25 protein-coding genes are annotated in these 25,724 nt (G+C 44.6%); 5 read left to right on the top strand and 20 right to left on the bottom strand.

Translation table 11 applies throughout. From position 1 onward, the window contains the following. Positions 1 to 31 precede the first annotated feature (31 nt). The 9 genes from ABXS85_RS17085 to ABXS85_RS17045 all read right to left on the bottom strand — a co-directional run bounded on the left by ABXS85_RS17085 (position 32) and on the right by ABXS85_RS17045 (position 10,111). On the bottom strand, positions 32 to 430 hold the full coding sequence (locus ABXS85_RS17085) for an AraC family transcriptional regulator (RefSeq protein WP_353667730.1): 399 nt from the start codon (positions 428 to 430) through the stop codon (positions 32 to 34). Positions 431 to 473: 43 nt separating this feature from the next. Beyond that, positions 474 to 2,321, bottom strand: a complete 1,848-nt coding sequence (locus tag ABXS85_RS17080; protein WP_353667729.1) for an ABC transporter ATP-binding protein — start codon at positions 2,319 to 2,321, stop codon at positions 474 to 476. A 10-nt stretch (positions 2,322 to 2,331) separates the two neighbouring features. Next, positions 2,332 to 3,165 (bottom strand): ABC transporter permease, encoded by an 834-nt coding sequence (locus tag ABXS85_RS17075; RefSeq protein WP_353667728.1) that lies wholly within the window; start codon positions 3,163 to 3,165, stop codon positions 2,332 to 2,334. Further along, complete coding sequence (locus ABXS85_RS17070) at positions 3,162 to 4,115, bottom strand: ABC transporter permease (protein ID WP_353667727.1); 954 nt, start codon at positions 4,113 to 4,115, stop codon at positions 3,162 to 3,164. The genes ABXS85_RS17075 and ABXS85_RS17070 overlap by 4 nt, the downstream gene beginning before the upstream one ends. A gap of 180 nt (positions 4,116 to 4,295) precedes the next feature. Next, entirely contained in the window at positions 4,296 to 5,906 is a 1,611-nt protein-coding gene (locus ABXS85_RS17065) for an ABC transporter substrate-binding protein (RefSeq protein ID WP_353667726.1), read from the bottom strand. 187 nt (positions 5,907 to 6,093) lie between these two features. Further along, a complete protein-coding gene (locus tag ABXS85_RS17060) occupies positions 6,094 to 7,371 on the bottom strand; it encodes an FAD-binding oxidoreductase (protein WP_353667725.1) in 1,278 nt (425 codons plus the stop codon). 20 nt (positions 7,372 to 7,391) lie between these two features. After that, positions 7,392 to 8,060: a haloacid dehalogenase type II gene (locus ABXS85_RS17055; RefSeq protein ID WP_353667724.1), complete on the bottom strand. Its 669-nt coding sequence runs from the start codon at positions 8,058 to 8,060 to the stop codon at positions 7,392 to 7,394. 276 nt (positions 8,061 to 8,336) lie between these two features. Beyond that, a complete protein-coding gene (locus ABXS85_RS17050) occupies positions 8,337 to 9,809 on the bottom strand; it encodes an aldehyde dehydrogenase family protein (RefSeq protein ID WP_353667723.1) in 1,473 nt (490 codons plus the stop codon). 38 nt (positions 9,810 to 9,847) lie between these two features. After that, on the bottom strand, positions 9,848 to 10,111 hold the full coding sequence (locus tag ABXS85_RS17045) for a hypothetical protein (RefSeq protein WP_353667722.1): 264 nt from the start codon (positions 10,109 to 10,111) through the stop codon (positions 9,848 to 9,850). Between ABXS85_RS17045 and ABXS85_RS17040 the strand changes: the two genes are divergently transcribed. Together ABXS85_RS17040 and ABXS85_RS17035 are read left to right on the top strand one after the other, a co-directional pair. Continuing rightward, positions 10,078 to 10,956, top strand: coding sequence for a GNAT family N-acetyltransferase (locus ABXS85_RS17040; protein WP_353667721.1), 879 nt, complete (start codon positions 10,078 to 10,080; stop codon positions 10,954 to 10,956). The genes ABXS85_RS17045 and ABXS85_RS17040 overlap by 34 nt on opposite strands. Positions 10,957 to 11,182: 226 nt before the next feature. Beyond that, a complete protein-coding gene (locus ABXS85_RS17035; RefSeq protein ID WP_353667720.1) occupies positions 11,183 to 12,046 on the top strand; it encodes a GNAT family N-acetyltransferase in 864 nt (287 codons plus the stop codon). A gap of 274 nt (positions 12,047 to 12,320) precedes the next feature. Here ABXS85_RS17035 and ABXS85_RS17030 read toward each other — a convergent pair whose 3' ends face one another. From ABXS85_RS17030 to ABXS85_RS17010, 5 genes are all read right to left on the bottom strand, one after another. Next, the gene (locus tag ABXS85_RS17030) at positions 12,321 to 12,890 is read right to left on the bottom strand and encodes a hypothetical protein (RefSeq protein WP_353667719.1); all 570 of its coding nucleotides are present in this window, start codon (positions 12,888 to 12,890) and stop codon (positions 12,321 to 12,323) included. A gap of 493 nt (positions 12,891 to 13,383) precedes the next feature. Beyond that, positions 13,384 to 13,788, bottom strand: coding sequence for a hypothetical protein (locus ABXS85_RS17025; protein ID WP_353667718.1), 405 nt, complete (start codon positions 13,786 to 13,788; stop codon positions 13,384 to 13,386). A gap of 108 nt (positions 13,789 to 13,896) precedes the next feature. Next, entirely contained in the window at positions 13,897 to 14,208 is a 312-nt protein-coding gene (locus ABXS85_RS17020) for a hypothetical protein (RefSeq protein ID WP_353667717.1), read from the bottom strand. Positions 14,209 to 14,312: 104 nt separating this feature from the next. Next, entirely contained in the window at positions 14,313 to 14,672 is a 360-nt protein-coding gene (locus ABXS85_RS17015) for a hypothetical protein (RefSeq protein ID WP_353667716.1), read from the bottom strand. Positions 14,673 to 14,796: 124 nt separating this feature from the next. Further along, a complete protein-coding gene (locus ABXS85_RS17010; RefSeq protein ID WP_353667715.1) occupies positions 14,797 to 15,135 on the bottom strand; it encodes a hypothetical protein in 339 nt (112 codons plus the stop codon). Positions 15,136 to 15,582: 447 nt separating this feature from the next. Here ABXS85_RS17010 and ABXS85_RS17005 point away from each other — a divergent pair, with 447 nt between their 5' ends. Both ABXS85_RS17005 and ABXS85_RS17000 read left to right on the top strand, forming a co-directional pair. Continuing rightward, complete coding sequence (locus tag ABXS85_RS17005) at positions 15,583 to 15,936, top strand: helix-turn-helix transcriptional regulator (protein WP_353667714.1); 354 nt, start codon at positions 15,583 to 15,585, stop codon at positions 15,934 to 15,936. Beyond that, complete coding sequence (locus tag ABXS85_RS17000) at positions 15,920 to 17,173, top strand: type II toxin-antitoxin system HipA family toxin (protein ID WP_353667713.1); 1,254 nt, start codon at positions 15,920 to 15,922, stop codon at positions 17,171 to 17,173. The genes ABXS85_RS17005 and ABXS85_RS17000 overlap by 17 nt, the downstream gene beginning before the upstream one ends. Positions 17,174 to 18,090: 917 nt before the next feature. Here ABXS85_RS17000 and ABXS85_RS16995 read toward each other — a convergent pair. From ABXS85_RS16995 to ABXS85_RS16980, 4 genes are all read right to left on the bottom strand, one after another. After that, complete coding sequence (locus ABXS85_RS16995; RefSeq protein WP_353667712.1) at positions 18,091 to 18,732, bottom strand: glutathione S-transferase family protein; 642 nt, start codon at positions 18,730 to 18,732, stop codon at positions 18,091 to 18,093. 953 nt (positions 18,733 to 19,685) lie between these two features. Next, on the bottom strand, positions 19,686 to 19,982 hold the full coding sequence (locus ABXS85_RS16990; RefSeq protein WP_353667711.1) for a HigA family addiction module antitoxin: 297 nt from the start codon (positions 19,980 to 19,982) through the stop codon (positions 19,686 to 19,688). Continuing rightward, on the bottom strand, positions 19,982 to 20,260 hold the full coding sequence (locus tag ABXS85_RS16985; protein WP_353667710.1) for a type II toxin-antitoxin system RelE/ParE family toxin: 279 nt from the start codon (positions 20,258 to 20,260) through the stop codon (positions 19,982 to 19,984). The genes ABXS85_RS16990 and ABXS85_RS16985 overlap by 1 nt, the downstream gene beginning before the upstream one ends. A 138-nt stretch (positions 20,261 to 20,398) precedes the next feature. Beyond that, the gene (locus ABXS85_RS16980; protein WP_353667709.1) at positions 20,399 to 20,923 is read right to left on the bottom strand and encodes a hypothetical protein; all 525 of its coding nucleotides are present in this window, start codon (positions 20,921 to 20,923) and stop codon (positions 20,399 to 20,401) included. A gap of 1,181 nt (positions 20,924 to 22,104) precedes the next feature. On the opposite strand from ABXS85_RS16980, the gene ABXS85_RS16975 reads away from it, so the two are divergent. Beyond that, entirely contained in the window at positions 22,105 to 23,262 is a 1,158-nt protein-coding gene (locus ABXS85_RS16975; RefSeq protein WP_353667708.1) for an alpha-hydroxy acid oxidase, read from the top strand. A 156-nt stretch (positions 23,263 to 23,418) separates the two neighbouring features. Here the strand turns inward: ABXS85_RS16975 and ABXS85_RS16970 are convergent, their stop codons facing one another. Both ABXS85_RS16970 and ABXS85_RS16965 read right to left on the bottom strand, forming a co-directional pair. Next, positions 23,419 to 24,744 carry a DUF58 domain-containing protein gene (locus ABXS85_RS16970; RefSeq protein ID WP_353667707.1) on the bottom strand — a complete coding sequence of 442 codons (1,326 nt, stop codon included), beginning with the start codon at positions 24,742 to 24,744 and terminating at the stop codon, positions 23,419 to 23,421. Beyond that, complete coding sequence (locus tag ABXS85_RS16965; protein WP_353667706.1) at positions 24,741 to 25,700, bottom strand: MoxR family ATPase; 960 nt, start codon at positions 25,698 to 25,700, stop codon at positions 24,741 to 24,743. Before ABXS85_RS16965 ends, ABXS85_RS16970 begins: the two co-directional genes overlap by 4 nt. Between the last annotated feature and the right edge of the window lie 24 nt (positions 25,701 to 25,724).

Below are 25,724 nucleotides of genomic sequence, written 5' to 3'. Positions count from 1 at the left end.
AAACCGACAGTCGATCATCTCTTATTCAAGGTTATCCCTGATGATATTGCTGTCGGTAATCTTTCGGCGTCATGCCATAGATGCGCTTAAAATGCTTTGCTAAATGACTTTGATCAAAAAAACCCACCGCCGCCGCGATATCTGCCGGGCGAATCCCTTGTACTATCATGCTTTGCGCCTTAGAGACTCTCACCAAACACACATACTGATAAGGAGAAATACCCAAGTTTTGACGGAATTTCTTCGCCAGACTAAAGCGCGTCAAACCGACCAAAGCGGCCAAGGAGTCTAGGCTAATGGATTCTTTAAAATGCTCGTCAATATAGGCTTTTACGGCAACAATGGGTTCCGCCACCGAATCACCTAAATACCACAAAGAAGGTTGTTTTATTCTGACTTGCTCGATCGAAAGTCGCTTGTCTTGGTTCATTGTCCTGTCCCTCACCCTTCCTTTATCCTTGTATCCAGTCTCCCTATATCCCTTCCCCTACTAACGACCTAACAGACTGGAACGAATTTTTCTCACGGTTGTTTAGGTCACTTTGGCTAAATTTATGATGACAAAGAATTTGATTGCCTTTATCCAATCTAACCCGTGGTGGAATAATCTGATTACACTTACCCTCGATACGTACCGAACACCTATCGACAAAGGGACAAAGTTCCACCCCTTGTTTCAAAGGGCCCATTTCACTTAGCGGGGCATGATAAGAATCTGTCGCTTCTAGCCAGCCTTGTTTCATCTCAGGAACGGAATCAATCAAGAGTTGGGTATAAGGATGAAATGGCGCTTGTTGGAATAAGTCTCCGGCTCCTTGCTCCACTTTATGACCCGAATAAAGTACGACAATCTCATCACAAATGGCTTGTACCATACTGATATCATGACTAATAAAGAGGTAAGACACATTCAGGGTTTTGCGTAAATCGGCCATCAATTCCAGAATGGCTGCCCCCACCACGGTATCTAACGCCGAGGTCACCTCGTCACACAAAATCACATCCGGTTCCGCTGCCAAAGCACGCGCCAGATTAATGCGTTGTTTTTGCCCTCCCGATAATTCCGTGGCACGGCGCTTGGCGAGGCTCTTTGGTAATTGCACAAGGGACAATAGTTCCAACACTCGTTCAGTACACTCTTTGCCTTTCATGCCATGATAAAAGCGTAACGGACGAGCTAAAATCTCTTCTACCGTATGACGTGGATTGAGGGCCGTATCGGCATTTTGAAACACATATTGCACGCGGCGTAACTGTTCACGGGTACGTGCGGATGCTGTTGCTTTTAAAGGGCTGCCATCAAGATAAATGTCCCCCATAGTGGGCTCAACAAGACCCACAATACTTCGCGCCAAGGTGGTTTTGCCCGAACCGGATTCGCCAATTACACCAATGGTTTCACCACGACGAATTTTTAAATCTATGTCCTGTAATACCGGCTTACCTTTATGGAAGCAGACTTCCAAATGCCGAACTTCCAATAAAGGCGTTGCTTTGTCAGCATCCAGTTCTGCCTGATTTATCATGTCATCACGGGGTTCTGCCTGCACAGCATTGAGCAGGCTTTTGGTATAGTCATGCTGTGGCGCAACTAAAATGTCTTTGGTCAGACTGTTTTCTTGGATCTCACCATTTTTAAGCACCACAATACGATCTGCCATTTGGGCAACAACAGCCAAATCATGAGACACATACACAGCGGTGGTATTGCGCTCTCGTACCACCTTTTTAAAGGCTTTTAATACATCAATTTGCGTCGTTACATCCAGTGCTGTGGTTGGCTCATCCAGTATCACCAAGGCAGGATCTGTGATTAACGCCATGGCAGCCATCAAACGCTGTAATTGCCCCCCCGAGACCTGATGAGGGTAGCGTTCACCAATGTGTTCAGGATCCGGCAGAGCTAACTCACGAAATAAGCCAATGGCCTTCTGCTGAGCTTCTTCTCTTGTAAGAAGGTGATGAATTAAAGCACTCTCAATCACCTGATCCATGATGGATTTTGCTGGATTAAAGGCCGCCGCCGCACTTTGCGCAATATAAGCCACGGTACGACCACGTAACTGTGACAACTGTTTCGCCGACAAGGTCAGTACATCCACCCCGGCCACTTCCACCGTTCCGCCCACAATACGACAGCCACTACGAGCGTAACCCATTAAGGACAAAGCTATGGTGGTTTTACCCGAGCCAGACTCACCAATTAGCGCCAATACTTCGCCTTTATTGAGGCTAAAGTCCACACCATGAACAATCGGAATCTCTTGGTCACCGGACAACACAGCAACCTGTAAGTCATTCACTTTTACCAGTTCTGTCATGTTTCTCTCCTTAATGCCCCGTGGACTTAGTGCCAATATTGTCAATCAATAAATTCACCCCAACCGTCAAGGTCGCAATGGCGATAGCTGGCGCGATTACCGCAGGGGCACCTTCTCCTAAGCCGGAAATATTTTCTCGTACCAAGGAGCCCCAATCGGCATCGGGTGGTTGAATACCTAAGCCCAAAAAACTCATGGAACTTAATAACAAAACAATAAAAACAAAACGCAATCCAAAGTCCGTCAGCACAGGACGCAACATATTCGGCAACACTTCTTTAAAAATAATATAAGGCATGGATTCTCCGCGCAGACGCGCCACCTGTACAAAATCCTGCGTCATCACATTTACCGCTAATGAACGGGCAATACGAAAGCTTCCCGGCATATAAGCAATGGCCGCGGTCAATACCAACAGGGGAACCGACGAGCCAAACGACGCCACCATGATCAAGGCAAACATCTTGCTCGGAATGGAAATCAAAGCGTCTTGTGCACGACTGATCATGGCATCAGCCCAGTCCCTAGAAGCCGCCGCTACCAAGCCAGAAATCACCCCCGCCAAACAAGCTGCCAAGGTCGCCATTAACGCCACACCTATGGTGTAAGGCGCGCCACTTAGCACTCGACTTAACATATCTCGGCCTAAATAATCCGTCCCTAAGGGGTAGTCTGAACTCATGGCGGCAAAAATATCGTAACTGACAAAATCATTGGCTTGATACGGCGCTACCCAAGGCCCAATAACCGCCATAACAAGCCAGAATGACACCAGACACCCCCCCACAAAACCACCCACGGATTGTCTCTGAAAAACCCTCAGCAAGGTAACAGGTCGACTCATTTTCGTAACCTCGGATTCGATAAAATCTCACTGATGTCCGCCAGTAACACCAAGATCAGATAGCCAAAACAAAACAACATAGCGCAGGCCTGAACCAAGGGCATATCTCGTGTACTGACTGCATTTAGCATCAAGGTCGCTACCCCAGGGTAATTAAAAATAGATTCCACAATAATGACGCCACCCAACAAATACGACAGGCTCAGGGCAATCGCATTCGCAATAGGCCCAATGGCATTAGGTAAAGCGTGACGCAACACAGCGCGGATTGGACGTGCGCCTTTGAGCAAAGCCATTTCGACATAAGAAGAATTAAGTTGATCAATTACCGCAGCACGAGTCATGCGGGCCATTTGTGCCACCAGCACACAACATAGGGTTAATACCGGCATCACAAAGGCTTTTAATAGCTCGCCAACCGTCTGCGCACCTTCAATATGAGATAACGCCGATAACCAACCCAAATGAACAGCAAACAGTAAGACCGCCACCGTGGCAATCAAAAACTCGGGTACCGAAACCGCAAACACCGCAAACACATTACTGTAGCGATCAAACCATGAACCTCGATACATGGCAGAGAAAATACCAATAAATAAGGCCACAGGAACCGACACCAAGGTCACCAGCGCGGCCAGATACAAGGTGTTTGGCAAACGTGTCGCCACCAATTCGGTTACTGGTAAATTGTTTACCATTGAGAGACCCGCATCACCAACGAATAAGCCTCCTAACCAATCGATATAACGTGTCATAAAAGGCAAATCCAAGCCCATTTCGGTGCGTAACGCCGCCACGGTTTCAGCCGTCGCCGCTTGTCCTAAAAATTGCTGAGCCGCATCCCCCGGCAACATATTAGTGATGGTGAAAATCACCATAGAGACAAGCAAGAGGGTCAAAAACCCCAATACCACTCGATTGACGATCAGCCTTAGCAGGGTTTGATTCATGAATCACCTTTCTATTAACAGCCTTAAGAAAACGCATTACTCAAGACAATCGTATGCATAAAGAACGAATGATTGCCTCAGCCATGACGGAAAAACGACAGTAATAATGCAAATACAAAACCAAGAATTGCGCTTATTCACCTAAGCCGTTTTTCCAGTCTGACGGATACCAATAGCTGTCTAGGCTTCTAACCAAACCTGTTCAGCAAACATGTAACCCATGAAGCCACCCAAAGGATGAGGTTTATAACCACCCAGTTTCATGCTGCAAGCGTCATTAATACTGCTGAAGGTTGGAATAGCAACACCGCAATGATCATGCACCAATACCTGCATATCGCCGTACATTTGCTTGCGTTTGCTCTCGTTTGTTTCGCCACGAGCAGCCAGTAACAACTGATCGAACTTGTCACTCTTCCAACCCGATTCATTCCACTTAGCTGAGGACTCAAAAAACAAACTGAAGACCAGATCCGCTGTGGGTCGAGGGTTTATATTGGAAAAGCCTAAACTGTCTTTCATCCAATGATTCGACCAATAACCGTCCGCAGGTACCCGTTTCACGTCCAATTTCAGGCCCACTTGACGACCTGACAATTGAATCAACTGCGCCATTTCCACCGAGTTATCGGCTGCAGGCGATGCCACCATAGGAATGCTTTGTCCTAACACCCCAGCTTTTTTAAAGTGGTATTTGGCTTTTTCTGGATCAAAATCATTTTGTGGCAAATCCCCCATGTAATAACGATGACCTTTCGGGATTGGCTGGTCATTAGCAATGGTGCCAAATCCTCGACACGCCACATGCAGAATTTGCTCTCGGTTGATTAACGCCTTCATACCCAAAGCAAAATCCGGGTTTTGTACTGGGCCGAGATGATCGCGCATCACCAAATTGGTATAACCGCCCGAGTTAGACTGCAATATTCTCGTGCTTGGATTGTCATTTAATTTCCCCATAGACCTTGGATTCACTGAGTTAATCAGTTGCACATCGCCAGACAACAAAGCGTTCACTCGAGCGGGTTCATCGGGAATGGAGAACAATTCTACTTCGTCTAAATAAGGTTGACCTTTTTTCCAATAATCTGGATTGCGCACGCCTACAGAGCGAATGCCGGGCTGAAACTCTTTGCAAATAAAGGCCCCCGTACCATTGGCAATACTGAAATCCGTTGTGCCATCACGCACGATAAGAAAATGAGAAACCGCCAACATGGCAGGAAAATCAGCATTTTTAGTTGCCAAACGAATGTGTACTTCCTCTTTACCAACCGCTTTGATCTCCTGCATTTGGCTGGCGACTGTCGCCACTTTAGACGCCACTTTCGGATCTTTATGGCGATTTAAACTGTACACCACATCCGCTGAGGTAAAGGGTTTACCATCATGAAAATTTACCCCTTTACGTAACTTAATCACCCAATTTTGCGCATCTTGAGTATCAAAGGATTCCGCCAACACCATTTGCGGCGTCAGGGTATGATCCAACATGGTTAAACCGTTATAAAACATGTATTGGCGAGTATAATCGGTTGACCCTGACCCTTTTGCAGGATCCAAGGTATCGGCTGTTGAACCGGATTGGCTGGCGACTTTAACTTTACCACCGCGTTTTGGCTCAGTGGTATCGGCAAAAACAAGGGAAGACCCCGGCGCTAATACGCCTGAACCCGCTGCGACCAAACCGCCGCCCATCATCCCCTGTAGTACCTGACGACGGGAAATACCTTGCTGCATTTCTGTCGAACTCTGTTGATCCAGTAACGAATTTTTCTTGTCATCTTTCATGTTATGGTTCCTTTTGTGAGTTGTGAGCTAACGAGTAAAGAGGCGAATAAGCGTCCTGAATGTCTGAGACATCAGAGGACGTGTTCGAACCTTCTCTGGTTTTTATTATTTTGTATTCATTACGAATGTTTCTGCCGCCATAAAGATCAAATAAGGAAAGAGGTAACTTGCCAAGAAACCTATTCACTCACTGAATCAAATCCTTAAAGCGATAATAAGCGCCAACCATAGGTAAAAACCAAGGCTTGCCAAAATGCCCTGGAACAGGAGGCCAATCCAATGTTTGCCAAGGATTTATCCCTTCCTTCCCCTGCATCACCTCAGCCATGACTTTGCCCATATGGGTCGACATTTGTACCCCATGACCGCTATAGCCTAATGAGTAATACAGGCCCTTATGCTGTCCGGCCCGAGGCAGTCGATCAGCAGTCATATCCACTAAACCACCCCAGCAATAATCAATGCGCACGGAACTGAGTTGTGGAAACATTTTCACCATGGCGTCACGTAAAATCTGACCACTTTTCGCATCTGAACTGGGACTCGACATGGCAAAACGCGCGCGCCCACCAAACAACAATCGATTATCTGGGGTGATGCGAAAGTAGTAACCGATGTTTTTCGTCGTCACATAACTGCGACGTTTCATCATAAGGTGCGCCAACAAGCTGTCACTAAGAGGCTCGGTCACTATGATAAAGCTGCCTACAGACACCAAACGGCGACGAAAATACGCAAAAGGGCCTTGTTTCGAACTGCCGGTGGCCAACAAGACTTTGTTGGCTTTCACTGAGCCTTGAGCCGTTGTGATTTGGTAGTTATCTGTGCCGACAGGATCAATGGCCGTCACCGCGGCAGATTGATATATCTTTGCTCCATGCTGGCTTGCCGCTTGCGCCAAACCATGACCAAATTTGCCCATGTGCATTTGCGCACTGGTGGTCTGTAACAGGCCACCATAAAAATAATCCGTACCCAATTCATCCGCCACTTGCTGGGCATCCAACACACTGACGTGTTCGTCCACTTCGTTAAATAAGCGTTCCTGAGCACGTCTTAACTGATCATAATGGCGTGGCTTACACGCCAATTTAAGCCGACCATGACGAGTAAAATCGCACTCAATTAACTCATCTTTAACAATCTTTTCTACCGTATCGACGGCCTCCATATAGGAAGCATAAAACGCCCGAGCCCGATCCACCCCTAAGCCTTGCGCCAAGCTGGCATAATCATGAGCCAGGCCTGCGTTACATTGGCCACCGTTTCGCCCTGAGGCTTCACCGACAACTTGATTGGCTTCTAACAACACCACAGAGACGGACTGTTTGGCTAAGGCCAATGCTGCCGACAAGCCGGTAAACCCTCCTCCCACAATAGCCACATCGTATTGCCCTGATGGGTTGTCTTGCTCAGCATTGGCAAAAGGCGAAACTGTGTCTAACCAATAGGATTCAAGCTTCATGAGGCTTCCTTATACAGGGGCTAGACACCCAATAAATCCGCCAAACCACCTAGGTCGGCCACTTCATGATATTCATAAAAGGGCGTCGAAGGTTCATGACCGCGATTCACAAACACTTTATTCTTAATACCCATGTCATGGGCGGACATCAGGTCATAACGCAAGCTGGACGACACATGCAACAGCTCTTCAGGCTGACATTGAAGTTGCGCCAACATATATTCAAAGCCTTGCAACCTTGGCTTATAAGATTGCGCTTGCTCTGCGGTATAAACGGCATGAAAAGGCGCACCAAGCTTCTCAATGTTATGAGGAATTTGCTCGTCCATCGCGTTTGTTAACGCCACTAATTTGTACTTGGTCGCCAAACGAGCCAAAGCTTCCGGTACATCAGGATGTGGGCCCCAGGTGGGTACCGCCTCATAGAAAATCATGCCTTCATCATCACGATATTCAATTCCCCAGCGCTCGCAAGTGCGTTTCACCGCATTACAAACCACCTCTTTGTATGGCTTCCAATCCCCCAGCACTTCATCTAAACGATAGGCGGCAAAATCTTTAACAAACTGATCCATATCTTGCTCAGAGATACGATCGGCAAACACACGGCGTGCCGTTGGCCCCATTTGGAAATAAATTAACGTACCGTAGCAATCAAAAGTGATGTACTTAGGGTTCAGTGTTGCCATCGAGTTGTTCTCCACATCATTATTCAAAAATTACTAAGTTGGTTGTTACCTTGTTCGTGCCCATCTGCGTTAGCATGAACTGGCACTCTTATAAAAGTTCGTAAAACATTACAGCACTAAAAGCCAATGGATTTAGCCCGATTTTGTTTCCTCGTAAGGCATTTTTGACGGTAATCCCCCCTCACCTCGGCACAATCTACCGTCACCCAAAAGAATGTCGTTTATAGGCAAAACGCCGATCCAAATTTGGCGGCACATAAAACTAGGGACATAAAACTAGGCACCCAAATCAATGAGCACACTCTTGGTTTTTTGGTTGGCTTCATAGGCATAACGACCAAGGTCTTTTCCTATACCAGAGCTTTTAAAGCCACCCGTAGGAATAGCAAAATCCCAACTACGGCCATAACGATTGACCCAGACCGTACCCGCCTCTAACTCTCTTACCATGCGCATGGCGCGATTAAGATCCGCCGTGTGTACCCCAGCCGACAAGCCATAAGAAGGATGGGAAGCCAATTGCAAGGCATCTTCATCAGTAGCAAAGGTTTCCACACATAAAACTGGGCCAAAGATTTCTTCTCGCACCACATCCATGCTCATGTCCACTTGCTGCAAGATGGTCGGTTTATAAAAGCTGTTGGCGCCGTCAACCGCGACACTCTGGCCGCCCGTCAGAAGTTCCCCACCTTGCTTTATAGCGCCTTGCACAACCCCTTCAATACGGGCCAATTCACGGGAGGAAATAATGGGCGACAAGGTGCTTGAGGTTTGCCAAGTGGGTCCAGCCACCATGTCATCAAACCTCTCAGTAATGCGAGACACCAGCTGCTCAGCAATGCCCTCTTGTACTAACAAACGGGAACCTGCGACACAGACTTGCCCGGAATTGGTGGTAATGGCAGCGGCAATGCGTTGGGCGACTTTATCCAGATCCTTCACGTCATCAAACACTAACTGCGGGCTTTTTCCGCCCAATTCTAAGGTCACAGGTTTGGTGCCAGATTGCGCACAGGCAGACATGATCAAGGCACCCGTTTTCGTTGAACCGGTAAAGGTGACTTTTGATATCAAGGGATGACGACATAGGGCGTCTCCCACCTTGCCATCCCCTTGAATGACATTAAAAATGCCCGCTGGAATCCCTGCGGCGATGGCCAATTCCGCTAAGCGCACCACACTAAAGGGGGTCATTTCTGATGGTTTAAGCACCACCGCATTGCCTGCGGCCATGGCTGGCGCTATCTTCCATGAGGCCATCACCAAAGGAAAATTCCACGGGGCAATCGCACCAATCACCCCGTACGGTTCGGTGATTGTCATGCCCAAATGGCCGTGATCGGTAGGAATCACCTCGCCGCCTAGCTTGTCAGCATATTCAGCAAAAAAACGAATGCCCTCAGCACAGAATGGAATATCCCATTGCTTAACAGCAGCAATAGGACGGGTAGAGCCCAGGGCTTCAAGGGGCGCTAAATTCTCCTTGTCAGCAACAATTAGATCCGCCCAGCGCAGCATGGCTTTTGCCCTATCACGAGGCGATTTTTTAGCCCAATCACTTTGTTTATAAGCCTGCCAAGCATTGTCAACCGCACGGTCTACTAGATCCAGATCCGCCAATGCCACATCCGCATAAGCCTGTCCGTCTGATGGACGCAGTACCGCCATCTTAGTGCCACTATCAAATGACTCTCCGCCAATGTAATGGCTATAAGGAAGTGACACATTTGCTGGATTAAAAGACCCCATTCCTCTCTCCTACTTCACAATAAATGACTGTCTTTATTCTAAGTGTGAAGCAACAGCGTATTGTGCTGTTCAGCAGAGAAGTAACGGTACAAAAGCGCCTTTGTCTGCGGACATTTTAGGGATTGATGCCGAATTGCCTCTTTCATTGGCAAAACAGTGACCAAAACAACAAATTGGCAAGAACATCCTAGTAATTCGGCAGCGGCAATGACAAACTCAATACTATGTCGACTGTCCTCAACACAGATAAAGCCTAGAGGTGGCAAAGGTGCCAAACGAAACATCCAAACGATTAGAAACATACGAGCTAACCATTCGCGACATGACTCATGAGGACGTCGACAAGCTTCACGAGCTTTCCATTACCGTGCATTGGCCACACAGACCGCATGACTGGCAAATGCTCTTAAGCCTAGGAAAAGGGGTGGTTGGCTGCGATCCTATTGGTCGTATTGTTGCCTCAGGCATGTGGTTTCCCATAGCTGAAAAATTCGCCACCATAGGTATGGTCATCACATCACCACGCTTGCAAATGCTGGGTGGGGGTCGCTGGATAATGAAGCACGTGATGGCGCAATGCGCTGAACACAATATTATATTGAATGCCACTAAGGCTGGGCATCGACTGTATCAATCGTTAGGTTTTCATGATGTGGCCAAAGTCAGCCAACATCAGGGCATTGCTACCTCAATCAGCCCTTCTCTGTTTCCTGTTGAAGGCAATATTCGCCTGCTAGAGAGCCCTCATATAGCCGACATTATCGCTTTAGATGGTCAAGCATTTGGCACCGTAAGAGAACAAGTTATGCAGACGTTATTAGCCAATTCAACCGGTTCAGTACTGATGCGCAATGATAAGGTCGCAGGCTTTGCTTTATGTCGAAAATTTGGCCGCGGTCATGTCATTGGCCCAGTGGTGGCGGCAACCCCTCAAGACGCTATCGCTCTGGTCACCCCTCATGTCAATGATCATGCAGGGCAATTTCTGCGTCTCGATACCTGTCATCAAGATGCCTTCTTTAAAGACTTCTTATCCATTTGTGGCCTACCTGAATTTGATCAGGTCACAACCATGAAAAACAGCGCTTTTGACATGACCAAAACGGACTTACAAAGTTTCGCTTTAGCCAGCCAAGCCCTAGGTTAATGATCAAACAGCTTGCTCCCATCACGCCATTTGCACCATAAATGATAAGACAGGCCTCACTATTTTATGCCGTTATTAAAGCCTGTTTCGGCATATTTCCTCTCTTCTCATGTTGCGATTTAGCGCTTACTACCGAATTCCATTAAAGCCCTTGTTTTTGGCAAGAATCTCCTAGAATTTCCTCCTTGCAGACGCCAAAATACCTCAACATTTTATGGAGGCCAGCATGACTGTAATGAACCACCCAATCACCATTTCTTACCGCCCGATGACAGAGGCAGATTTAACCGCCGCCTATGCTCTTTCTCAAATAGTGAAATGGCCACACAGGATGGAAGATTGGCAATTAGTCGAACACTTAGGAGTAGGATTTGTTGCCGAACACGACGGACAAACGATTGGCACCGCCCTGTGTTGGAATCATGGTGACAAATTCTCCTCGCTGGGTATGGTCATTGTCTCACCAGAATTCCAAGGCAATGGTATTGGCCGTCAGCTCATGTCGAAAATCCTCCATGAAATTGGCGATCACAAAAGTGCCCTGTTGTTTGCCACGCCTTCAGGCCAACCCCTTTATGAAAGCTTTGGGTTCAAAGCCATTGGGGAAGTGAATCAACATCAGGCCATCATCACAGCCTTGTATCCCGTTCCTCTTGCCACCAATGAATCCATACGTCCCATGGAACCGACAGACTACACCACGGCATTTGCATTCGCCGAACAAGCCTGTGACCTTAACCGTAGAGCACCCTTGACGGAGATTTTAAAATCCGCCCAAGGGGTTGTGCTTGAACAGCATGGTCAGCTTGAAGGCTTTGCCTTGCTCCGTGAATTTGGTCGGGGTTATGCCATTGGCCCTGTCATTACAAAACATCAAGATCAAGCCAAAGCCCTGATACTTCATTGCCTCAATACCCACATAAAAGACTTTGTTCGAATTGACGTACCCGCCGACACAGGCCTTAGCCCTTGGCTGGAATCCGTTGGGTTGCCGCAAGTGGATACCGTGGTTCAAATGTCCCGAGGAGACGCACCGCAAAAAGATCAAAACATGATGCAATTTGCCTTGATCAACCAAGCCCTTGGCTAACCAATCAACGGAAAAACAGACAAAGGCTGGATCAGAATCTTCGATGACAACAAGACACCGATACTACACATTGAAGGCATGATCTGCTGACCAAAACGACCAAAGAACAGGGTTGAGCTCTAACAACCCTGTTCATTGTTCTTTAGGCGAAGTGGTTTGCTGAGGATAGGTAGAGCGTATAGAAGTGGGTTGGGGGGTTGACGCCGCAAGCAAAGGCGAGTGTAGCGAGTCCAGTGGCATGAAATGCCACGATTTTGGCTTGCCTTGTTATAACTCATTTTGATTCTTTCTCAGCCGGATAGGCAAAGACTAGCTTTAGATTGTTGCTTTCAGTAGACTCTCCTTTACGACCACCTTTAACAGTAATCCCTATTAACTCTACCTCAATATTACCACCAGCTGCCTGAACGACTTCAAGCCCCGCCTCTACTGTTAGCGAGTTGAGTTTAAGAAACCCTTTTTCATCGACTGCGGTAACCGCCGCAATTACATATTCTGCAATTTCATGACCTGTACCCTTGGATAGTAATTCGGCTGTCGCAGGGTTTGGTACAAGCTCTAAAGTAAGAACATTTGAATCTGTTGACGTTTTACTTTTTTCCCCTGAAAGAATCAGTGAAGCACTACCTTCCGAGGAGATTTTTGCCTTAGTTGTTAATTTGACCTCTGCATTCTTAAAAGGAGGAAGGCCAGATCCATCACCTGTTCTTGCATCGATCTCATTTATTGCAATTTGGATTTCGTCTAGAAGAGTACTTACAGCTATATTTGTTTCTCGAGGGCTTTGAAGGCTCGCGCAACCAGACAGTAAGAAAACAATCACTGCGGCTATTTTAATTTTCATTTAAAATCTCCTTTTGCGATTTAGTTATAACATTTTTAATAGTGCGCATGCGCGTTTAGACAATTAAAAAATTTCGCCAATACCTTTATAAGCAGTTGAAAAATAATATTTTTATAAACTATTAACAAAATCCAAAACTGAAAAAACCAGCGTGCGCGTTATTTCATCCTTCTTTTAGGTAAGCACAGCCTGTTTTTTTGCTACGGATATTCTTACTAATTGATACTAGTAGACTTTTTTAATTCTGCCAGTACAAAACACGTATTTTTTGATCTTGCTTGATACAAACGAGCAACACCCTAAAAAGATGAAAAATAAACTGCATGGACGTGCCGTTTTTTGGTGACTCTCTACATGCTATGCCTGATGTCACTACACTGATCAAACCTAAAGAGGAATTAGCAGGACACACATGCTAAAAGCCTTGGATTTACTGGCACATTCTTAATGTGTGTCCTGTGAGGTTCTCCGGCCCTATTTATCTACAAACTTGTTATGCATTGTAGCAAGGTAACCCTTCTGTTTTGACACCATAAAACTCATCCATAGCTTGGCAAAATTCTGTAGCTTGTTTACCTAACAAAGGAGCCCAGTACTTACCAGCAAGCTTCGTTTGATTTTGTAGAGACTCCAAGAATCCAGTACATATTATATCTTTGACTTCCTGAGTGCCTTGATCGATTAAGGCCTCTACTTCTAGGAATAATGCGTCTGAATTTTCATAGTTTCCATTCTCAAAATTTATACATACTAAATCTGACAGTGGGTTAGATATAAGAAATATCCACAATATTTCGCCATCAAGACCTAGATAAGAGCCCATTGTCTTCTCTAGCTGTTCACGGTAGCCAGGATATGCTTTAACCAGCCGCTTTATTGTGTCTTCTTTATCGATCATGGCTTCCTAGTTTCCTTTGCATAACACCCACAAAAAAGGCGAGCGATAGCGAGTCTAGTCCACGCTTTTTGTGGGCGATTTTTAATGTGCTTGTTAAGTGATTTGTTCTTAGTAATAGCTTGTGAGACCTCTAAGTTTTTCAAGAAGTTCCTCCACTGTATCTTTGGTATAACCAGTTGTCGCCTGTAGCTCCCCACAAAATAGTTTGTCGTTATGAGCAGCTTCCGCGACCAACTGTCTAAAGAAAACTAACTCCTCATGTGAGAAAATCTCTCCGATATAAGCCTCTTTTGTTTTTTCAGCAATCGTCCTTGCTGCGCCTTCAAGAACAGGCGAAACCAAAACAATATCTCCAGTCTTTTCAATTTCATGGAGAGCTTGTGTGATATATAGTTTTAGCTCTTGATCTACGTCTTTCATCGTTCACTTAACGTTTTGGTAAATTGCGAGAGCACGGGAGTCGGGAGTCGGGAGTCGGGAGTCCAGCGAGGGTGTCTTTTTCCCGAGCGAACTTCACCAATTTGTTAAGAGTGTTTATCATATATAACGAAATTTTGGTCTGAAACTAACCCGCTTTCAAATTCCATATCTGCAAATACAATTGGCCACCTTTCCATATTAACTTGAAAAGTAATATTTTTAAGATCAGGTATTACTCGACTATTTTCAGAACCATAAACACCGACTACATAAGCAAATAATCCTAAAACAGGAGCGTCAGCGAATTCGACTAGCCCTAAAACTGACTTTTCTACAGTTTCATCATTTCTAAAATAATCAACAAGTTTAATTAATAATTCTTCTGGTCTATCGTTTGGTTGTCCCTTTCTAATTGAAAGCGGCTTAGACCTATCAATTTCAAAGACCTTTATTCGATTATCCATGCCTATGGCCTCTTAACACCTTGCTCACCTGAACGTACTGCGGAGAACGTTTTTGTGTAAAAATGGCGCGCAGCGACAGACACAAAAACGAGCGTAGCAGTATGTGTCAGTGTGCAGCAACTTGTTATGCGAGCCAGCACTTCAAAATCATTTTCTCATCTTCATCTTCTGATATAAGAGCTACATGATCACTATGATATTCAAGGGTTGACTCATACCAATTTTCTGGGGTGGTAAAAAAATCACCCTTCACATACAAGCAATTATCTTCTTTGTTTAGAATAATTTGATAAACCTCGTTATCAGAGGCCACATCGTTATTTTGAACAGAAAACCGAATGTTATTTTTATCTGGTGAAATTGTTCGCCCAGACTCACCTTGAATCTGAGAGTAGTAATCTGAAACTTCATGCCTCTTATATTCATACTCCAGTTCAATATCTTCAATTTTTGAAAAATCCATGTCGATAAACCTTTCTACAACGATAATTTGCATAACATTTTAATAGTACGCATGCGCGTTTAGACAATTCCAAAACTTCGTTAATACTTTTATAAGCAATTGAAAAGTAATGCTTTTATAAAGCTATTAACAAAATCCAAAACTGGAAAAACCAGCGTGCGCGTTTACACATTTACCCACAGCGCGTTATTTTTGCTGGAGATATTCTTATCCATTGATACTAAGAGACTTCTTATTTTTCTTCCAGCGCAAACGCGCAATACTGCGGTCTTTTTTTAAGCAAAACGAGCAATATGTGGGAAGGATGAAAAATAAACGGTATGAATAAACTGATTTTTGGTGACTCTCTACACATTCAACCCAGAAAAAGAAACTCCTAAGTTGTCTTATAAATAAAAAGCAACTAATATGTTTCCATATATTAAAAAGCAACTTATTAGTTTCCTTATGATAAACCTACTACAGCAAATCAAACATCGCCGCTTAGCACTGAAACTCAAGCAGAATGACATGCTAATGCGTATTGGTATTTCTAGACAGCAATACCAACGGCTTGAAGCAAAAGGCAACCCAAGGCTCGATACGCTTGAACTGATTGCCAAGGGCCTAAACAGTGACGTCATGCTGATTCCAAAAGAAAAACTCACAGCCGTTTTAACCGTACTTGAAACTGATGACCACGACACATCTCTACTGCACAAACAGCCAACTTATGCTGATGAACAAAAAAAACTATCGGATGATCCATGGAAAGGACTACTAGAAGACAAAGATGGAGACGAAGATGACAACGGAAATTAGTGTTCTTAAGTTAACGTTACATGGTCATCTAGTGGGGTATTTGGCAGGGGCAAAAAATGGACGTAATGTTCTTCATTTTGCTGAAAGCTTTCAATCTAATATAGCGCGCCCCACTTTTAGCTTAACCACCCATCCAAATTTTCCGCGTGCAGATAAAATGCTATCTGAGCCATGGGCGACTAACCAACGCTTGCACCCTATTTTGTCTAATCTATTGCCTGAAGGTTCTTTGCGAGAGCTGATCGCTCAAGGACTCAAAACCCATGTTGATAATGAGTTTCATATTTTGTCTTATCTGGGCATGGATCTACCGGGCGCATTAGTCGCTGAACCGATGGAGCCTGAAGATGTTCCTCTACATTTATTCTCATCTCATGACCAAGTAAAAGCGGTTAAATTCGACAAACTCAGCCAAGAAAACAAGTTTTCCTTGGCTGGTGTTCAAATGAAGTTTTCCATGAAGGAAAAAGACGGACGATACAACTTGTCGCAAGACAATGTGCTTGGCGATTGGATTGTGAAAACACCTTCCACTAAACACAAGGAAGTACCCGCCAACGAGTTCACAGCCATGACTCTCGCCTCTCTTATAGGCGTGAATATTCCTGAAATAAAATTGGTCGAGATAGGCCTGTTAGACAAGCTTCCTCAAATCAACCTTCCGGATGAGAAATTGGCCTTCGCTATAAAGCGATTTGATCGACGTGACGACCAGCGCATTCACATGGAAGACTTTGCTCAAGTGCTAGTAAAATACCCACACGAAAAATACAACTCCGGCAACTACGAGCAAATAGCAAAAATCCTGTATCAGTTTTCCGGTGATGGTTTAAGTGATGTCCAGCAACTCGCCCGTCGTTTACTTGCCAACATCCTATTAGCAAACGGCGACGCCCATTTAAAAAACTGGAGCTTACTGTATGCAGATCAAGTCACAGCCAAACTCTCACCTGCATACGACATAGTGACCACTAGCGTTTATCTTGAAAACGAACAGCACTTTGCCCTGAACCTTGCAAAGACAAAGGCTTGGTACGGTGTCTCCTATAAACACTTTGAACATTGGGCGATAAAATCAGATATCCCATGGCGAGCGATCAAGCCGCATTTGGACGATGCCATGCAAAAAGCCAGAAGCCTTTGGCCTGAGGCTTTAAAAAACCTACCGATGAATGAAGAGCACAAACAGCACCTAAGAGCGCACTGGCAAAGGCTTCATAAGGATTTTCGAATTTAATATCTCCCAAAGACATCTTTATAATTTACCTTGTAAACTTTTTACCCTTTAAACTTTTTACCCTTTAAACTTGGTTTACCATGCATAGCGAACCTTTTAAAAACCCACAAGAGATATTTCCAACAAATTAGATAAATTTGCCCTGATTTTTTCATCTGACAACATCTCTTCAAAAGAGTTGTTTCGCTGCAACGGTAATCTTCCCCAGAATGAAAAGGCGGAAAAAAGCCCCCCAACCAAAGCCAACCAGAGAAAACAAAAGACCTCTCAGGCACAGGAAACATTAGACTTGCTCTATAAAAACCAAAATACAACTTTTACTGTAAATCAAAGTTGTATTCCCACCTACCACTTTATAAAAACTAAATAGCAGTACCTGATGACGCGACACTTAACAGACCTACAGATTGTTAATGACGAGTTCATTTGCGGCTGCTGGACTGATCCCACCCTAACCTTTACCTTGAAAAAGCTTTTTTTAGATAATGGGAAGAAACATGAGAGTTCATCAGATATGAAACGCTTTTAAACGTAAAAAGAGATAATGAGCCACTGGTGAAAATTCTCGACGCGATCCTGATTGCGCGAAAGGATTAAAGCGACTTTTTGGTAACTTTTGTGGCGCTAGACAAAAGTTACCCGCTCAGCAGAGCGGAATAATGCTCCCCAACCAAAGCCATTCAAAGGAAAACCAAGAACTCTCAGGCACCGTAAAGTTACCCGCCTAGCAGGGCGGAATAATGCTCCCCGACCAAAGCCAATCAGAATCACATGAAAAAACCTCGGGCATAGTGAATTTGCGGTCACTTCGTGCTCAGCCTTTTCATACCTTACTCATGCCTATTAAAGCTTCAATAATCAGCGCAGCTATGCTGCGCCCATCACGCGAAGGGTGCGATGTGATGCGCTTGTTCTAGTTAAACCTCAATTTCTGGTACTACTTCTGATTCAGAGCCGGCCTGCGCCACCCAAGCACAAACTGACGGATGGGCTAAGATACTTTCTTGGTACTCAGCAGCTGTGCCAGATAGTTTAATGCCATAAGATCTAAAGCGGAGTGCAACCGGCGCATAAAAGCAATCCGCAATATTAAAACCGCCGAATAAATATAAGCCGCCGTTAGATGATTTTTGAGCATACTCAGACCATATTGATTCTATACGACGAACATCAGCAATAGCAGATGTAGATAAAACCAGCTCGCTGGAATGGCGACAATTCATTGGCAACTCAGATCTTAATAAATTGAAGCCAGCGTGCATTTCTGCACAAATTGACCTAGCCGTTGCCCTTAAGCTTGGATCTAACGGCCACCCCTTACCCTCAAGATAAGTCTCTGAAATATACTCACATATTGCTAATGAGTCCCAAATCGTTAGCTCTCGATCGATTAAAACAGGTACTTTACAACTCCCTGAATATTTCCCTAAACGATTACGTCTATTGTCTTGCCTTAGGGATTCATGCACCTCTGTAAAATCCATACGATTAGAGTGGAGCAACAACCAAGGACGAAGTGACCATGAAGAATAATTTTTATTCCCTATAACTAACTTCATATTAAAATTTATCCCTAAAAATATAACAGTTTAATAGTGCGCATGCGCGTTTAAACAATTATCCACTGCGCGACATCTTTGCTATGGATATTATTATCCATTGATACTAAAACGCTTCTTCATTTCTTGCCACTACAAAACGCGCATTTTTTTGATCTTGCTTGATACAAACGTGCAACACCCTAAAAGATGAAAAATAAACTGTATGGACGCGCCGTTTTTTGGTGACTCTCTACATGCTATGTCTGATGGCGCTGCGCTTATCTGACCTACTTGCAACTTCAAACAATGTTTAACTGTAAAAAGAGGCAATAAGCCTATCAGCAAAAAATTCTCGACACGTTCCTGAATGTGCGAAAGGACTCAAAAGATCTTTTGGTTACTTTTGCATCGTTTGGCAAAAGTTACCCGCCTAGCAGGGCGGAAATAAGCCCCCCGACCAAAGCCAATCAGAGGAAAATCAAAAACCCTCAGGCAAAGTGAATTTGTGGTTGCTGGACTAACCCCATCCTCACCTTCCCCTTAAAGACATAAGGGGAAGGAACATGAGAGTTCGTCAGATATGAGATGTTTTTTACGTAAAAAGGGATAATTCGCTTCATGAGGTAACTCTCGACACGTTCCTGAATGTGCGAAAGGACTCAAAAGATTTTTTGGTTACTTTTGCATCGTTTGGCAAAAGTTACCCGCCTAGCAGGGCGGAAAAAAGCATCCTAACCAAAGCCAATGAGAATTACATACCCAAACCTCGGGCAAGAAAAACCAAAAAAAGCTCCCCCAACCAAAGCCAATAAGAAGCACATATCCAAACCTCGGGAAAAGTGAATTTGCGGTCACTTCGTGCTCAGCCTTTTCGTACCTTGCTCATGCTTATTCCTGCTTCAATAACTGGCGCAGCTATGCTGCGTCCCAGCGAACGAAGTGAGCGGATTAATTATTTGGTTATGCGCGTCTTATACCGCCGTCATATTATAGGGTGAGACATGTAAAATGCTTTGATGTTGCCTTGTTTGCCACAAATCAAAAGCGTTTTGCAAACGAAGCCAATGGGCCGCAGAAGGCTTACCGAAAACGAGTTCAAGACGAAGTGCCATTTCTGGGGTAATCGCCCCTTTGCCATTAACAACTTTCGATAATGTTTTACGGCTCACATCTAAATGTTGCGCTACATCAGTAATAGTAAGTTCTAACGTATCAATAACAAGATCTTTGAGTATCTCACCGGGATGCGCAGGGTTATGCATGTTCATTAGTGATAATCCTCGTAATTAACAATTTCAACATCTCGTCCAACAAAGCGGTATGTAACTCTCCAGTTTCCACTTACCCGGACAGACCAGATATCATTTCTGTTCCCTTTGAGTTTATGCATATAAAGGCCGGGTAAATCCATGTCATCAGGTGCTTCGGCTTGATCAAGATTGGACAGAATTAAACGAAGCTTATTTTCATGCTGCTTCTGAATTCCTGATGTGATTCCTTTAGCGTAAAACTTCTGAAGGCCTTTATGTATAAAACTCTTAATCATGCACCCATTGTAACCTTATGAGTTACAGTCTGCCAGTGGAACTTTTGGTGTGTATAACGCCGTGGTAACCGAGCGGAGGTAAGCGTGGTATTGTGAGCGAAGCGAACCACGCTTACCTGAGTCCGGTTGACCACTTTGTTAACCCCAATTCTCTGAAAATACCCATTTGGCTTCAACCTCGCGGGTATTTACATTAAAAGTAAACTCACACCCTTCGGTAGTGAGGTCATTTAAAACACCTTTTACAAGATGACCATCCTGGCCAGTGAAAGATATTCCATCAGCAGAAATTCTCTCGCTGTGCCATATAGAAGAAGCGCCTTTGAACACACCCAAACACAACCCATCTGTGGCGACAAAGGCACCAGCAGCTTCATTGAAAATGATGTTACTAATGCCTTCCCACTCAGTTTGCGAAACAATTGACCTGTTGTTTGGGTCAACAAAGTAACCTTGGCCGCCCGCCACAACCAGAAACAATTTTTCATTTGGCACTCGGACTACCGTATTAAAAGAACTCCAACCACTTTGGCTAAATACACCCACCCATTCTAGATATTCTGAATCAAAGAATTTTACCCATAAGGTATTTCCAGAGATTGAAAAATCATGCTCTTCGTATTGTCCTGAAATCGGAGGTGTATTAAGTATTTCAGCTTCCATAAATTCTTTGATGCTACAAAGGGTTAACATTTTTAATAGTGCGCATGCGCGTTTAGACAATTCCAAAATTTCGTTAATACTTTTATAAGCAACTGAAAAGTAATGCTTATATAAAGGTATTCACAAAATCCAAAACTGAAAAAACCAGCGTGCGCGTTATTTCATCTTTTTTAGGTAAGCACAGCGCGTCATATCTAAAAAAATAGCGCAATGTGAATATTCTTATCCATTGATACTAAAAGACTTCTTATTTTACTACCAGCGCAAACGCGCAATACTGTGATTATTTTTTAGGCAAAACGAGCAATATGTGGGAAGGATGAAAAATAAACAGTATAGATAGGCTGGTTTTTGCTAACTCTAAACTTGGTATATCTGATAGCGCTGCGCTTCACAGACCTATATTCAATATCAACAAGCTCCTTTTAAACGTAAAAAGAGATAATGAGCCACTGGTGAAAACCCTCGACGCGATCCTGATTGCGCGAAAGGATTAAAGCGACTTTTTGGTTACTTTTGTGGCGCTACTCTTAAATTCAAGAAAAGAAGTTACCTGCCTAGCCTTCCCCAGAATTAAAAGGCGGAAAAAAGCCCCCCAACCAAAGCCAACCAGAGGAAAACCAAGAACCCTTAGGCACAGTAAAGATAGGCTTGTTCCATAAAAAAACAAAATACAACTTTTACTGTAAACCAAAATTGTATTCCCACCTACCACTTTATAAAAACTAAATAGCAGTACCTGACGACACTGCACTTAACAGACCTACTTACAGCCTCAAACATTGTATTACTGTAAAAAGAGATAATTCGCTTCATGAGGTAACTCTCGACACGTTCCTGAATGTGCGAAAGGACTCAAAAGATTTTTTGGTTACTTTTGCATCGTTTGGCAAAAGTTACCCGCCTAGCAGGGCGGAAAAAAGCATCCTAACCAAAGCCAATGAGAATTACATACCCAAACCTCGGGCAAGAAAAACCAAAAAAAGCCCCCCAACCAAAGCAATTCAAAGGAAACTCACAAAATATCGGGCAAGAAGAATGAAATAAAAATCCCCCCGACCAAAGCCATTCAAAGGAAACTCACAAAATACCGGGTAGAGAGAAAAACCAACTGAATACCGAGTAGAGAAAAAAGCTGATACCATTAAGGCAAAAAAAGTCGACCAAAATAAGGAAAACATATGAGTCTGATTTGCGAATTGAATGATTTACGCCGACTATATCACAAACGCGTTCCCAAGATGTTTCAGGGCTATTGCGAGTCAGGCTCTTGGAGCCAACAGACGCTAGGATTGAACACCTCCGACTTCCAACATATTTTGTTCCGTCAACGGGTCGCCAGAGATCTAGAACCCCGCACACTTGCTACTCAATTGGTCGGTCAAGACGCCAAAATGCCATTGGCATTGGCGCCCGTTGGCTTATTAGGCATGCAACATGCCGATGGCGAAATTCTTGCCGCTCAAGCCGCTGAAGAGTTTGGTGTGCCTTTTACCCTATCCACCATGAGTATCTGTTCCATCGAAGCCGTGGCTGCCAAAACCCAATCGCCTTTCTGGTTCCAACTTTATGTGCAAAAAGACCGTGACTTCACTAAGAAGCTCATTGACCGAGCGAAAGCGGCAGGCTGTTCCGCTCTGGTCGTGACCTTGGACCTACAAATGATAGGCCGTCGCCATGCTGACCACAGAAACGGCATGACAGCGCCACCACGATTAACCCTCCCCAATATCATCGACATTGCTCGTCGACCACGCTGGGCCATGACTATGCTAAAAACCCAAAATCGCGAGTTTGGCAATATTCAAGGCTGCGCCACTGGGGTAGATGATATGAATGATCTAATGAAATGGACGGCTGGCTCCTTTGATACCAAACTCAGCTGGGAAGACATTCGCTACTTCCGCGATCTTTGGCAAGGCCCACTCATTATCAAAGGCATCATGGAAGTGGAAGACGCCCAAGAGTGCGTCAAACTCGGTGCCGATGCGATTGTTGTTTCCAACCATGGCGGCCGACAATTGGATGGCGCGCGTTCCTCCATCACCACTTTACCCGAAATCGTTACCGCGGTGGGCGATCAAATTGAAGTCTGGTTAGACAGTGGCGTACGCAGTGGACAAGACATTATCCGCGCCAAAGCGCTTGGCGCCAAAGGCGTCATGGTTGGCCGCCCTATGGTCTATGGTTTAGGTGCGATGGGCAAAGCCGGCGTTACCCGAATGTTGGAGATTTTCCACGAAGAAGCGGAACTCACAATGGCCTTTATCGGCCATCGCGACATACACCAAATTGGCCGCGATGATGTGGTTTTTAACCAAGACAGATTTGGTCATTGATAAAAGGATGTTGGATTGGTTCGTCTTTCTAATGAAATTTAATACGAACCAATCTAGCGGCACAGAGCGATATTTAATTAGCTATCAGAAAGCGTTTAGATACATCTTCAAATCGCCTAACAGTCCGCTATCAAAACAAAGAGTATCGAACAAAAACTAAAAACGACTACAGCGTTTCAAGAACAGATATTTTTTCACCAACTGAATATGTAACATGGTGGGTGTTGAATCAGCGACAACGACACCGGATTTCTGTAATTTGCTGAGCAACCGACTTCTGCGCTGAAAAGAATCCAGCGTTCCACAATAGCTTAAAGCGTCATTGAACGAGTTGACTGGTTTGCTCAGCAGATTATCGAAGTACATATCCCGAAGGCTGGCAACCATGACCTTATGTTTATTGCTTAGCAGGCGTGTCGCAGTCACCAAGTCATCGGTATCTTCTTCTCGTACATTGGTAATCAGAATCACCAAAGCACGCTTATTTCTATAGCTTAAAAAATGTTGCGCCGCACTAAGATAATCGCTGGTTGTTAAATCACTTTGCAAATCGTAAAGTTGATTCAAAATATGGTTAATTCGAGTTGGACTCTTCATCGGTGCAATGTATCGCTTTTCGCTGCCAAAACTCATGATGCCAACCGCATCGCCTTGCCTTAACGCGATATAACTGGTCAGAATTAAGGCATTCAAAGCATGATCAAAGTGACTGATGCGGCCCTCTTCTTTACTGCGCATACTCCTACCGCTGTCCAGTAAAAAAATCACCTCCTGATCCTGTTCATCCTGATATTCACGAGAAATTGGTTTTCGATAGCGGGAAGTTGCATTCCAATCAATCTGACGAAGTGAATCCCCTTCTCGAAACTCTCTTAGTTGATGAAAGTCACTACCCTCGCCTCTGCGATGCTGCATATGAACGCCCATCTGGGCGATTTGATGCTCTAAACCAATGCCCGCTGACTGAAATATTGGCGCAAAATTTGGGTATATCTTTGTACTGGTTGGGATCCCAAGTTTTTGCGTTTTTTGCCATAATCCCAATTGACTGAATATCATCACCCAGGTTTGACCAAAAGCCGCCTCGCCCCGAACAGCAGGCAGTACATGGTAAGAAAGCACTTTTTTACTATTGCCTTCGATCGCCAGCTCTACCGGCAAATTAACAGCATCAACACAGTCAGGATAATAGTCCGTCAACTCCATTTTTAATGGAAAGTCGTGTTTATTGATAAGAGTAATATCAATCTGACTACGAACTCCCAAAGCCATGTTGTGGGGCAACTCTCTTTCTATCTCCAGCTCAAAACGCTTAGGCAGGCGCCAGAAATCCCAAATACAGGCAAATACAACCATCGCAGCAGCCAACCACCATAAATCGGCCAGTGCTTCGCCATGACCAAATAATCGAGCAGCGAAGACCAAGCCACCCAAGGCAGTCAGAACGAAGAGGACTTTAATCAGTTTTTTACTTGGCTTCATAAGCGAGGCGCATCAACACTCGACAGAATTTTGGTCAGTACCTGATCTATACTGAAGCCATCGATTTCAGTATCTGCAGACAAAGCAACCCGGTGACGCAACACCGGAAAAGCCATCGTTTTAATGTCATCAGGTAAAACAAAATCGGAACCTCGTAGCAAAGCATGCGCTCTTGCACTGCGGATTAATGCCAGACAAGCTCTGGTACCCGCTCCGCGCTGCAAAAGTGTCGTTTCTCGTGTTGATCGAACCAGACGGACGGCGTACTCAACAACCTGATCATCAACAACGATATTGGCGACAACCTTTTGCAGTGCTTTCACCTGATCGGAAGTCAGCAAATGAGTATTGCTTTGAAAAGCATCCTGATCATCTATGAAACCTGTTGTCACCAACTTGGTCAGATCGATTTCGGCTTGTTCAGTCGGGTAATCAATAACGACCTTCATTAGAAATCTGTCCAGCTGCGCTTCTGGCAAAGGATACGTCCCTTCCTGTTCGATCGGATTTTGAGTAGCCAACACCATAAAAGGGGTTGGAAGTTCTTTGGCTTTTCCTTCCAAAGTCACCTGTCGTTCCTGCATAACTTCAAGCAATGCGGCCTGTGTTTTTGCTGGAGCGCGGTTGATTTCATCTGCTAATAACAGATTAGTAAACACTGGACCATGTCTGACTTTGAAATTGTTTTCTTGCATATCAAACAGGACATGGCCAGTGACATCAGCAGGCATTAAATCAGGTGTAAACTGAATTCGTTTAAAATCACCGGAGAAGCTGTTCGCCAGCAAACGTACCAGTAGCGTTTTACCAAGACCCGGAACACCTTCCAGCAGTACATGACCATTGGACAGCAGAGTAATTAAAACTTGATCAACGACTTCCTGCTGGCCAATAAGTTCACGATTAATCGTGTCACGAACCTGATTTACCAGTGACTGAGCTTCTTTAAAGCTCATTCCAGACTCCGAAGTTTGCGTAGG

Origin of the sequence: Marinomonas sp. THO17, from assembly GCF_040436405.1 — a bacterium.
Taxonomy (GTDB): Bacteria; Pseudomonadota; Gammaproteobacteria; order Pseudomonadales; family Marinomonadaceae; genus Marinomonas.
The sequence above is the reverse complement of the archived record's forward strand: the minus strand, read 5'-3'. Positions and strand labels throughout refer to the sequence as shown.

Excerpts from the sequence above, each read along its gene's own strand:
- ABXS85_RS17085 (WP_353667730.1), bottom strand. The coding sequence starts at position 430 with ATGAACCAAGACAAGCGACTTTCGATCGAGCAAGTCAGAATAAAACAA.
- ABXS85_RS17080 (WP_353667729.1), bottom strand. The coding sequence starts at position 2,321 with ATGACAGAACTGGTAAAAGTGAATGACTTACAGGTTGCTGTGTTGTCC.
- ABXS85_RS17075 (WP_353667728.1), bottom strand. The coding sequence starts at position 3,165 with ATGAGTCGACCTGTTACCTTGCTGAGGGTTTTTCAGAGACAATCCGTG.
- ABXS85_RS17070 (WP_353667727.1), bottom strand. The coding sequence starts at position 4,115 with ATGAATCAAACCCTGCTAAGGCTGATCGTCAATCGAGTGGTATTGGGG.
- ABXS85_RS17065 (WP_353667726.1), bottom strand. The coding sequence starts at position 5,906 with ATGAAAGATGACAAGAAAAATTCGTTACTGGATCAACAGAGTTCGACA.
- ABXS85_RS17060 (WP_353667725.1), bottom strand. The coding sequence starts at position 7,371 with ATGAAGCTTGAATCCTATTGGTTAGACACAGTTTCGCCTTTTGCCAAT.
- ABXS85_RS17055 (WP_353667724.1), bottom strand. The coding sequence starts at position 8,060 with ATGGCAACACTGAACCCTAAGTACATCACTTTTGATTGCTACGGTACG.
- ABXS85_RS17050 (WP_353667723.1), bottom strand. The coding sequence starts at position 9,809 with ATGGGGTCTTTTAATCCAGCAAATGTGTCACTTCCTTATAGCCATTAC.
- ABXS85_RS17045 (WP_353667722.1), bottom strand. The coding sequence starts at position 10,111 with ATGTTTCTAATCGTTTGGATGTTTCGTTTGGCACCTTTGCCACCTCTA.
- ABXS85_RS17035 (WP_353667720.1), top strand. The coding sequence starts at position 11,183 with ATGACTGTAATGAACCACCCAATCACCATTTCTTACCGCCCGATGACA.
- ABXS85_RS17030 (WP_353667719.1), bottom strand. The coding sequence starts at position 12,890 with ATGAAAATTAAAATAGCCGCAGTGATTGTTTTCTTACTGTCTGGTTGC.
- ABXS85_RS17025 (WP_353667718.1), bottom strand. The coding sequence starts at position 13,788 with ATGATCGATAAAGAAGACACAATAAAGCGGCTGGTTAAAGCATATCCT.
- ABXS85_RS17020 (WP_353667717.1), bottom strand. The coding sequence starts at position 14,208 with ATGAAAGACGTAGATCAAGAGCTAAAACTATATATCACACAAGCTCTC.
- ABXS85_RS17015 (WP_353667716.1), bottom strand. The coding sequence starts at position 14,672 with ATGGATAATCGAATAAAGGTCTTTGAAATTGATAGGTCTAAGCCGCTT.
- ABXS85_RS17010 (WP_353667715.1), bottom strand. The coding sequence starts at position 15,135 with ATGGATTTTTCAAAAATTGAAGATATTGAACTGGAGTATGAATATAAG.
- ABXS85_RS17005 (WP_353667714.1), top strand. The coding sequence starts at position 15,583 with ATGATAAACCTACTACAGCAAATCAAACATCGCCGCTTAGCACTGAAA.
- ABXS85_RS17000 (WP_353667713.1), top strand. The coding sequence starts at position 15,920 with ATGACAACGGAAATTAGTGTTCTTAAGTTAACGTTACATGGTCATCTA.
- ABXS85_RS16995 (WP_353667712.1), bottom strand. The coding sequence starts at position 18,732 with ATGAAGTTAGTTATAGGGAATAAAAATTATTCTTCATGGTCACTTCGT.
- ABXS85_RS16990 (WP_353667711.1), bottom strand. The coding sequence starts at position 19,982 with ATGAACATGCATAACCCTGCGCATCCCGGTGAGATACTCAAAGATCTT.
- ABXS85_RS16985 (WP_353667710.1), bottom strand. The coding sequence starts at position 20,260 with ATGATTAAGAGTTTTATACATAAAGGCCTTCAGAAGTTTTACGCTAAA.
- ABXS85_RS16980 (WP_353667709.1), bottom strand. The coding sequence starts at position 20,923 with ATGGAAGCTGAAATACTTAATACACCTCCGATTTCAGGACAATACGAA.
- ABXS85_RS16975 (WP_353667708.1), top strand. The coding sequence starts at position 22,105 with ATGAGTCTGATTTGCGAATTGAATGATTTACGCCGACTATATCACAAA.
- ABXS85_RS16970 (WP_353667707.1), bottom strand. The coding sequence starts at position 24,744 with ATGAAGCCAAGTAAAAAACTGATTAAAGTCCTCTTCGTTCTGACTGCC.
- ABXS85_RS16965 (WP_353667706.1), bottom strand. The coding sequence starts at position 25,700 with ATGAGCTTTAAAGAAGCTCAGTCACTGGTAAATCAGGTTCGTGACACG.